The sequence below is a fragment of the Rhizobacter sp. genome (assembly GCF_031412075.1).
Classification (GTDB): domain Bacteria; phylum Pseudomonadota; class Gammaproteobacteria; order Burkholderiales; family Burkholderiaceae_C; genus Rhizobacter.
In genome coordinates, this window is record NZ_JANOCG010000512.1 from 1 (window position 1) to 8,631 (window position 8,631).

Sequence of the window (8,631 nt, forward strand, 5' to 3'; positions counted from 1 at the left end):
GCACATTTGGCTTCGCACCCGATGGTCGAGAGCGTGGGCTACCCGGAGCTCCCGCACCACCCGAGCCATGCGCTGGCCAAGGCGCTGCTGCCTAAGGGCTGCGGCTCGGTGTTCAGCTTCAACCTGAAGGGCAACCGCACCCAGGGCAAGGCCTTCATCGAGGCCTTGAAGGTGTTTTCGCACCTGGCCAACGTGGGCGACTGCCGCTCGCTGGTGATCCACCCCGCATCGACCACGCACTTCCGCATGGACGACGCGGCGCTCGCGCAAGCAGGCATCACCCAAGGCACGATCCGCCTGTCGATCGGCCTGGAAGATGCCGACGACCTGCTCGACGACTTGTCGCGCGCTCTGAAGGCGGCGCAGAAAGCCGGCACATGAAGCTCAACGTGAACGGCCACGAGGCCTACGCCTACACCGGCGGCAAGGGTTTCGATGCTTCACTGCCCGTGGTGGTGTTCATCCACGGCGCGTTGAATGACCACAGCGTGTGGGCGCTGCAAACGCGCTACCTCGCCCACCACGGCCACGCGGTGTTGGCGGTCGACCTGCCAGGCCACGGCCGCAGCGGCGGCCCGGCGCCCGCCAGCGTGGAGGCCGCAGCAAGCTGGGTGATCGACCTGCTGACCGCAGCCGGCGTGCAACGCGCCGCGCTGATCGGCCACAGCCTGGGCTCGCTGATCGCGCTCGAGGCTGCGGCCCAGCTCGGTGCGCGGGCGACCCATCTGGTGCTGGTGGGCACCGCGTTCCCGATGAGGGTGTCGCCGGCCTTGCTGAGCACCTCGCTCGAAGCGCCGCTGAAGGCCATCGACATGGTGAATGCCTTTTCGCATTCCACGCTCGGCGCCAAACCATCGTCACCGGGGCCGGGCAGCTGGCTGCGTGGTGGCAACCGGGCCTTGATGCGCCGCCTGCAGTCGGCGTATGCGGCAACGGGCCAAGGCAACCTCTTCCACCACGACTTTTTGGTCTGTGACGGCTACACGGCCGGGATGGAATCGGCCGCCAAGGTGCGCTGCCCTTCGCTGCTGATCGTGGGTGAAAACGACCAGATGACCCCACCCAAAAGCGCTAAACCGCTGGCAAGCGCCTTGAATGCCAACTGCGTCACATTGCCCGCCGGACATTCCCTGATGGGCGAGGTGCCCGACGGGGTGTTGAATGAACTCCGCTCATTCCTTGCCCGGAGCAACCCGTGAACACCAGTGCCGCCGATCCCAAATCGCTCAAGACTTTTGCCGAGTTCTACCCCTTCTACCTGAGCGAGCACAACAACCGAACCTGCCGGCGCCTGCACTTCGTGGGCTCGACTCTTGCGTTGCTCTGCTTCGCCACGGCGGTGGCGCGTGGGCAACCGGTTTATCTGCTCTACGGCCTGCTGTGCGGCTACGGTTTTGCCTGGCTCGGCCACTTCGGGTTCGAGAAGAACAAGCCCGCGTCGTTCAAGCGCCCCTTGTTCAGCTTCATGGGTGACTGGGTCATGTACAAGGACATCTGGGTCGGCAAGATTCCGCTCTGAGGTAGAGCGCGACATACGATGAACGCCCCGCCTTCATCCACACTGCAGAGGCTGGCCCACATCGAGCGGCTGGTCGATGCGATCGACCTGCCGATGGCGCGCTGGGACCGGCTGGCTCGCCTGGTGTTTTGCAACACGCCCTACCTGCACTGGACTGGCCGCACCCGCGACGAGCTGCTCGGCTGCACCCTGCAAGAGCTGTTTGGCGAAGAGGCCTGGCAGATTGCACAGCCGGCCTTCGTGCAGGCTTTCGAAGGCCATACCGTCAACTACGAACGCCGCCTCACGCACAACGGTCAGCCGGGGCGCTGGGCGCGCATCCAGGTGTTCCCCGATGCCGACGCCCATGGCGAGGTGGAGAGCGTGTTCACCATCGCCTTCGACATCCACCAGGACGTGCTGGAACGCGAGGCCCTCGCCGCGGCCCGCCAGCGGCTCACGCACTTCACCGAAAACATCCCCTATCCACTGACCTACGTCGACCGCCACTTCGTGCTGCAGTTCGTCAACAAGGCCTACATCGAAGCCACCGGCCAGCCGCCCACCCACCTGCTGGGCCGGGCCATTGGCGACGTGCGTGGCGCCAAACGCTGGGAAGAACACCGGGCCTACTTCGAGCGTGCGCTCGAAGGCAAGACGGTGCAGTACACCCGCATGGTCAACCTGGCCACGCAAGGCCCGCGCTGGGTGCGCACCAGCTACGTGCCCGACTTCGATGCCGACGGCACCGTGGTCGGCCTCTACACCGTGACGGTCGACGTGCACGACCTCACCCTGAGCCAGGAGAACCTCAAACGCAGCGTCGAGCGCGACCCGCTCACCGACGTGCTGAGCCGCCGCGCCATGATGGACCGGCTCGATGCGGCGCTCGCCAACGTGAAGGAAACGCCGGTCGCGTTGTTCTTCGTCGACCTCGACGGCTTCAAGGCCGTCAACGACCGGCTGGGTCACCGTGCAGGTGACGCGGTGTTGGTCGGTGTGGCGCAGGCGCTGCAAAGTGCGGTGCGCGCCGAAGACTCGGTGGCGCGCTTCGGCGGTGACGAGTTCCTGGTGCTCGCCGCACTGCGCGACGAAGCCGGCGCTCATGCGCTGGCGCTACACATGCTCGACGCCGTGCGCAGCGTCACGGCGCAGCCGGTGAGCGCAAGCATTGGCTATGCGCTGGCGCCGTCAGATGCCGAACAGCCGCTCAAGCTCTTGCAGCTGGCCGACGAAGCCATGTACGAAGCCAAGCACCGTGGCAAAAACTGCGTGGTGCACGGCGGGGCGTCGCTGGCGCCGCAGGCCGTCAGTTCTGAATGAGCTGCTGCAGCGTCATCTCGCCAAAGCCGGCCTGCTGCCAGAAGCCGCGCAAGGTGGGTGAGGGGTCGAGCAGCACCTGTGCCAGCAGCGGCTGCGCCGGCGTGGTGGCCGGATCGCACAGCAGCACGTAGCGGGCCGCGCCTTCTTCGTCGAGCCGGCCGGCCCAGTCGATGGCGACCAGGGTGTCGAGCAGCGGCTCGATTTGCAGCGGGTCGGTGCGCATGGTTTCAGACAACTGCGCTGCACTCATGCCGTGGGTGCTCAAGCTTCGCGCCAAGGCCAGCTCGCGCAGCATGCTCACCACCAGCTGAAAACGATAGCCGGGTGTGGACGGCCGGCGTACCACACGCATCTGCAGGCTGGGCGCATAAGCAGCGATCACCGCACCCAACAACACCACCACCCAGCCGAGGTAGATCCAGATCAAGAGAATGGGCACCGTGGCGAAGGCGCCGTACACGTTGGCATAGGTCGGCACACTGCCGAGGTACCAAGCCAGCCCACGTTTGGCCAGCTCGAAGCCGACCGCCACGAACACCCCGCCGGCCAGCGCGTGCCGCCATTGCACATGGGTGTTGGGCACGTAATGGAACAACGAGGCCATGGCGCCCGAGAACAGCACGAATTGCAAGGTGTTGAGCAGGAAGCTGACGCCACCGGGCAGGCCGGTGACGAAGCCTTTGCTGGCCGAGATGGCGTAGGAGCTGAAGGTCAGGCTCACCCCCAGCAGCAGAGGCCCGAGCGTCACGGCCGCCCAGTACACCAGCACCCGCTGCGTCATCGGCCGCGGCGTTCGCACGCGCCAGATGTTGTTGAGCGTGCGGTCGATGGTGAGCATCAGCGCCAAGGCGGTGAACACCAACACCACCAGGCCAAAGGTGCCCAGGCGGTTGGCCTTGCTTGCAAACTCGTCAGCGCGCCCAACACCGGCCGCGCGATGCTGTCTGGCACCAGGGCTTGCAGGAAGTACTTCTGCAGCGCGTCCTGGAATTTGTAGAACATCGGGAACGCGGTGAACAAGGCCAGCATCACCGTGACCAGCGGCACCAGCGAGATCAGCGTGGTGAAGGTAAGGCTGCCGGCGGTCAGGCCCAGGCGGTCTTCGCGAAAACGCTGGCGCAGGGTGCGCAGCGTGTCGAGCCAGGGCCAGTGTTGAAGCGTGTCCAGCAGCTCGGTCAGGCGCGCTCTCCAACCGAGCTTGAACGGGGACGGGAAATTCATTTGCGGCATCATAGCCAGCGATGACCTCTCCTCTTTCCCCTGCCCTGCCCTCCTTCGTCAGCCGGACACGCGCCCTCGCGGTGGCCAGCCTGCTTGGTTTGATCGTGCTCAGCGTTGCCTGGGAGCTGTGGCTTGCGCCGCTTCGCCCTGGTGGCTCCTGGCTGGTGTTGAAGGCCTTGCCATTGACGCTGCCCTTGGCCGGCCTGCTGAAGAACCGCATGTACACCTACCGCTGGGTCAGCCTGCTGGTGTGGGTCTATTTCACCGAAGGCGTGGTGCGCGCCACCAGCGACCGCGGGCCGGGTGTGCCGCTGGCCATCATCGAAGTGCTGTTGTGCCTGGCGCTGTTCACGGCCTGTGCACTGCATGTGCGCTGGCGTTTGCGCAGCGGCAAAGTGGCCGAATGAGCGCCCTGGTCAACGCCTTGCGAACCGCCGTGGGCGCTGCCAACGTGCTGGTCGAGGGTGACCTGTCGGCTTACGAACAAGACTGGCGCAAACGCTACCGCGGCCGCGCCCTGGCGGTGGTGCGACCGGCCAACACCACCGAGGTGTCGGCCGTGGTCAAGCTGTGTGCGCGCCACGGTGCGGGCCTGGTGCCACAAGGCGGCAACACCGGCCTGGTGGGCGGCTCAGTGCCCGATGCCAGCGGCACGCAGGTGCTGCTGAGCCTGTCGCGCATGAACCGCGTTCGCGGTCTCGATGCGGCGAACCTCACGCTGACGGTCGAAGCCGGCTGCGTGTTGCAAGCCGTTCAAGAAACGGCCGCCGCGCAAGGCTTTCTGTTCCCGCTGAGCCTGGCTGCCGAAGGCAGCTGCACCCTCGGCGGCAACCTCGCCACCAACGCCGGCGGCACACAAGTGCTGCGCTATGGCAATGCACGCGAGCTGTGCCTCGGGCTGGAGGTCGTCACCGCGCAAGGCGAGGTCTGGGACGGCCTGGTCGGCCTGCGCAAGGACAACACCGGCTACGACCTGCGCGACCTTTTCATCGGTAGCGAGGGCACGCTGGGCGTGATCACCGCCGCCACGCTCAAGCTCTACCCGCAGCCCGCTGCGCGCATGACGGCGCTGGCGGCCCTGCCCTCGCTGGAGGCTGCGGTGTCGCTGCTGCAGCTCGCGCAAGCCCGCTTGGGCTCGGGCCTCACCGGCTTCGAGCTGATGAACCGGTTTTCGCTGTCACTGGTGCGCAAGCACTTCCCGCAGCTGCGCCAACCGCTGCCCGCAGCCGAGTGGACGGTGCTGCTGGAGCAATCCGACACCGAAAGCGAGGCCCACGCACGCAGCCTGTTCGAAGCCTTGCTCGAGTCGGCGATGGAGCGCGGCCTCATCACCGATGCCGCGGTGGCCGAAAGCATCGAGCAGTCGCGCGCCATGTGGCACCTGCGTGAATCCATCCCGCTCGCGCAGCCCGAGGAGGGGCCGAACATCAAGCACGACATCTCGCTGCCGGTGTCGCGCATCCCCGCCTTCGTGGCGGGCACCGACGCGGCGCTGCAGGCGGCCTTCCCGGGCACCCGCTCGGTCAACTTCGGCCACCTGGGCGACGGCAACCTGCACTACAACCTGCAGGCCCCGCTTGGCGTCGACGGAGCCGCCTTCCTGCGTGATCACGAGCACGCGGTGAACACCCTGGTCTACGACGCCGTGTCGGCCTGCGGCGGCTCGATCTCGGCCGAACACGGCGTGGGCGCGCTGAAGCGCGACGAGCTCGCGCAGCGCAAGTCGCCGGTGGCGCTGCAGATGATGCGGGCCATCAAGGCCGCGCTCGACCCGCAGGGGGTGATGAACCCGGGCCGCATGCTCTAGCGGGCGGCTTCGTCGAGCAACCAGGCGACAAAGTCGCTCACCTCGGGTTTGGCGGCCGACGAGGTCGAGCGCAGCAGGTGGTATCCCATCGGAGACGCCAGCTTTTGGCTGAAAGGCGTGACCAGCTTGCGCTCCTTGATCAAGCCCTCGATCAGCGGAAAGCGGCCCAGCGCCACGCCCTGGCCGCGCACGGCGGCATTCATCATCTGGTCATAGTCTGAAAAGTGCAGCGCGCCTGCGGGCTTGAGTTGCTCGATGTGCATGGCGCGCAGCCACAGCGACCAATCGGGCAGCTGGGCGTTGTCGTGAGCGGCGTGCAGCAAGGTGTGGTGCTGCAGGTCTTCCGGTCGCTTCAGGGGTTTGCCACTCCGCTTGCGCAATGCGGGGCTGCACACCGGCGTCATCACTTCGCCAAACAGCTGCACCGCCGCCGGGCTTGCGGAGCTCTTCGGCCCGTAGCGAACGGCCAGGTCGACGCCATCACGATCCAGGTTCACGAGGCTCAGGCTGACCGAGATGCGCACATCCACGTCGGCATGTGTCGCCGTGAAAGCCGACAGGCGCGGGATCAACCACAGCCCCGCAAAGCCGGGCGTGGTGGTGAGAAGCACCGTCTTCTGCTGCTGCTCCTGGCGCAACTGTGCCGTGACGCTGTGCAGCTGCTGCAGCACGGCAGCCGCCGCAGTCTGCAGTTGTTGGCCCGCTTCGGTCAGGCGCAGGGCGCGGTGCAGGCGCTGGAATAGCGGCACGTTCAGCCGCGCCTCCAGAGCTGCGATCTGCCGGCTGACAGCCGATTGGGTGAGCGACAGCTCGTCGGCTGCCCGCGTGAAGCTCAGGTGTCGCGCAGCGGCCTCGAAGGCTTCGAGCAGGTCAAGCGGGGGGAGCTGGTAGCGTCGCACAAGAGGCCTTCACATTCCAAATTCGCATGCAAGACATGCCAAACGAGCGTTTGCCCGCAGGTATGTGCAGAGCGAGACTGTAGCCAGATTTGCTGACTTTGGCTTCGATCACATGACCAGATTGCATGCGAATCACCTTTCAACAGGAGCTCACCATGCACCTCACCTCTGCCCCCCAAGCCGCCCACCTGCAACGCCGCCAAACCTTCAAGCTGCGCGCCAAGAAGGGCCAGCGCATCGAAGTGCGCACCGGCCAGATCTGGGTCACCCAAGACGGCGACCCGCGCGACGTGATCCTCGGCGCCAACCAATGTTTCACCCTCGACCGCTCGGGCCACGCGCTGGTGTCGGCCTTGGAAGATGCGTCGTTCGTGGTGCGCAACGCGGCTGAAGTGACACGTGCCAAGGCCATCTCGCAACGCACCCAGGGCGGCACTCAGGTGCCAAGCTGCGCCTACTGAAGGGTGCCTTTGACGGCGGTGGGAACGGGCAACGACACGACCTCGATGCCCTCTTCCTGCAAGGCAAGGGCGTCTTCTTTGGTGGCCTGGCCACGAATCGCGCGCTCTTCGACTTCACCGTAGTGAATGCGACGCGCCTCTTCGACAAAACGCTCGCCCACGTCGTCGGTGTGGGCCATCACGTGCTGAACAGCACGCAGCCACATCGATTGCATGGTCATCGCTTCAGGCGTGGCTGCGGGCGTGGATATGGTGGTTGCGAGTGAAGGGTCGCGCGCCTTCGACACGTTCAAGCGCGGTGCGGTGGGCAGCTTGGAAATGGCTTGATCACCACACAACGGGCACTCCACCAGGCCACGCTCGCACTGCGACTGAAAGTCGTCTTCAGAAGCAAACCAGCCTTCGAAAGAGTGATCGTGAGCGCATCGCAGGTTCAGAACCTTCATGTCCGCATTATGGGCGCGGGCTCAGCTCGGCGCCGCCTGGGGCCTTCTGCCAGGTGATCGGCCAACGGCCTGATTGCCAGTTTTGCAACCACAACAGACCGATCAAGGTCTTGGCGTCGGTGAGCTCACCGCTTGCGGCCAGCTCTTCGAGAGCAGCCAGGGTGGTGGTTTCAACGTCAAGGAACTCGCCTGCGTCGAGCGAGCGGCCACCGAGCTCAAGTCCGCGCGCGAACCACACTTCGATGCCTTCGTCGGAGTACGCAATCGCGTTGTGCAGGATGCCGGCACGCGCCCATTCACGGGCGCGATAACCGGTCTCTTCAGCCAGCTCGCGGATCGCGCAAGTCAGTGGCGGTTCACCGGCATCGAGCTTGCCCGCCGGGAACTCCAGCATCACGCGCCCCATGGGGTAGCGGAACTGTCGCTCGACCACCAGGCGGCCATCGTCGAGCAAGGGCACGATCATGACCGCGCCGGGGTGCACGATGTATTCGCGCGCCGCAAGGCCGCCGTTGGGCAGACGAACCTCGTCGCGCCGGACGTCGAGAAAGTGGCCTTTGTAGACCTGCTGCGAGCTGACCTGCTCTTCGCGCAGATGCTCGTCGGCCATGTCAGGTCTTGAGTGCTTGCAGCACGGCGTTGGCGCAAATGGTCATCAGCCAACCCGGCAACAGGCCAAAGACCAGCACCGCCGCGCCGTTGAGCGACAGCAGCACACGCACCTCGCCGGTGGTGGAGATGGGCGCCGTTTCGCGCGGCTCATCGAAGTACATCACCTTGACCAGGCGCAGGTAATAGAACGCGCCCACCAGCGACAGCACGACGGCGATCACCGCCAGCACGATGTAAGTGGTGTCGTTGGTCGATACCAGCGACTGCAGCACGGCGAGCTTGGCGTAGAAACCCACCGTGGGCGGGATGCCGGCCAGCGAGAACATGAAGATCGCCATCACCGCGGCGTACCAGGGGCTGCGGC

The 8,631-nt window shown here is 65.8% G+C and carries 11 protein-coding genes and 1 pseudogene; 7 read left to right on the top strand and 5 right to left on the bottom strand.

The genetic code is table 11. The annotated features are described in order from the left end of the window. The 4 genes from RMO40_RS18895 to RMO40_RS18910 all read left to right on the top strand — a co-directional run. On the top strand, window positions 1-381 hold a 381-nt coding region (locus RMO40_RS18895), incomplete at its 5' end, for a PLP-dependent transferase (protein WP_309724686.1). Beyond that, complete coding sequence (locus tag RMO40_RS18900) at window positions 378-1,199, top strand: alpha/beta hydrolase (RefSeq protein WP_309724687.1); 822 nt, start codon at window positions 378-380, stop codon at window positions 1,197-1,199. The genes RMO40_RS18895 and RMO40_RS18900, both read left to right, overlap by 4 nt. Then, window positions 1,196-1,519, top strand: a complete 324-nt coding sequence (locus tag RMO40_RS18905; RefSeq protein WP_309724690.1) for an Mpo1-like protein — start codon at window positions 1,196-1,198, stop codon at window positions 1,517-1,519. Before RMO40_RS18900 ends, RMO40_RS18905 begins: the two co-directional genes overlap by 4 nt. A gap of 18 nt (window positions 1,520-1,537) precedes the next feature. Further along, complete coding sequence (locus tag RMO40_RS18910) at window positions 1,538-2,821, top strand: diguanylate cyclase domain-containing protein (protein WP_309724691.1); 1,284 nt, start codon at window positions 1,538-1,540, stop codon at window positions 2,819-2,821. On the opposite strand, the pseudogene RMO40_RS18915 reads toward RMO40_RS18910, so the two are convergent. Further along, window positions 2,808-4,042 (bottom strand): annotated as a pseudogene (locus RMO40_RS18915) (YihY family inner membrane protein). The gene RMO40_RS18910 and the pseudogene RMO40_RS18915 overlap by 14 nt on opposite strands. Before the next feature lie 20 nt (window positions 4,043-4,062). On the opposite strand from RMO40_RS18915, the gene RMO40_RS18920 reads away from it, so the two are divergent. Both RMO40_RS18920 and RMO40_RS18925 read left to right on the top strand, forming a co-directional pair. Further along, window positions 4,063-4,449, top strand: a complete 387-nt coding sequence (locus RMO40_RS18920; protein WP_309724693.1) for a DUF2069 domain-containing protein — start codon at window positions 4,063-4,065, stop codon at window positions 4,447-4,449. Then, window positions 4,446-5,849, top strand: coding sequence for an FAD-linked oxidase C-terminal domain-containing protein (locus tag RMO40_RS18925; protein ID WP_309724695.1), 1,404 nt, complete (start codon window positions 4,446-4,448; stop codon window positions 5,847-5,849). The genes RMO40_RS18920 and RMO40_RS18925 overlap by 4 nt, the downstream gene beginning before the upstream one ends. On the opposite strand, the gene gcvA is transcribed toward RMO40_RS18925, so the two are convergent. Then, entirely contained in the window at window positions 5,846-6,748 is a 903-nt protein-coding gene (gene gcvA / locus RMO40_RS18930) for a transcriptional regulator GcvA (RefSeq protein WP_309724696.1), read from the bottom strand. The two genes, RMO40_RS18925 and gcvA, sit on opposite strands and share 4 nt — an antisense overlap. Before the next feature lie 155 nt (window positions 6,749-6,903). Between gcvA and RMO40_RS18935 the strand changes: the two genes are divergently transcribed. Continuing rightward, a complete protein-coding gene (locus RMO40_RS18935; protein WP_309724698.1) occupies window positions 6,904-7,209 on the top strand; it encodes a DUF2917 domain-containing protein in 306 nt (101 codons plus the stop codon). On the opposite strand, the gene RMO40_RS18940 is transcribed toward RMO40_RS18935, so the two are convergent. From RMO40_RS18940 to RMO40_RS18950, 3 genes are all read right to left on the bottom strand, one after another. Further along, the gene (locus RMO40_RS18940) at window positions 7,203-7,655 is read right to left on the bottom strand and encodes a DUF1178 family protein (RefSeq protein WP_309724700.1); all 453 of its coding nucleotides are present in this window, start codon (window positions 7,653-7,655) and stop codon (window positions 7,203-7,205) included. The two genes, RMO40_RS18935 and RMO40_RS18940, sit on opposite strands and share 7 nt — an antisense overlap. A 7-nt stretch (window positions 7,656-7,662) precedes the next feature. Further along, window positions 7,663-8,265, bottom strand: coding sequence for an NUDIX domain-containing protein (locus RMO40_RS18945; protein WP_309724702.1), 603 nt, complete (start codon window positions 8,263-8,265; stop codon window positions 7,663-7,665). Between the two features lies 1 nt (window position 8,266). Continuing rightward, window positions 8,267-8,631 (bottom strand): proton-conducting transporter transmembrane domain-containing protein (locus RMO40_RS18950; protein ID WP_309724704.1); only part of this gene is annotated, 365 nt, incomplete at its 5' end.

What these genes read in the sequence shown, in the direction of transcription:
- RMO40_RS18940 (WP_309724700.1), bottom strand. Translation starts at nt 7,655, where the DNA reads ATGAAGGTTCTGAACCTGCGATGCGCTCACGATCACTCTTTCGAAGGC.
- RMO40_RS18925 (WP_309724695.1), top strand. Translation starts at nt 4,446, where the DNA reads ATGAGCGCCCTGGTCAACGCCTTGCGAACCGCCGTGGGCGCTGCCAAC.
- RMO40_RS18920 (WP_309724693.1), top strand. Translation starts at nt 4,063, where the DNA reads ATGACCTCTCCTCTTTCCCCTGCCCTGCCCTCCTTCGTCAGCCGGACA.
- RMO40_RS18935 (WP_309724698.1), top strand. Translation starts at nt 6,904, where the DNA reads ATGCACCTCACCTCTGCCCCCCAAGCCGCCCACCTGCAACGCCGCCAA.
- RMO40_RS18900 (WP_309724687.1), top strand. Translation starts at nt 378, where the DNA reads ATGAAGCTCAACGTGAACGGCCACGAGGCCTACGCCTACACCGGCGGC.
- RMO40_RS18910 (WP_309724691.1), top strand. Translation starts at nt 1,538, where the DNA reads ATGAACGCCCCGCCTTCATCCACACTGCAGAGGCTGGCCCACATCGAG.
- RMO40_RS18945 (WP_309724702.1), bottom strand. Translation starts at nt 8,265, where the DNA reads ATGGCCGACGAGCATCTGCGCGAAGAGCAGGTCAGCTCGCAGCAGGTC.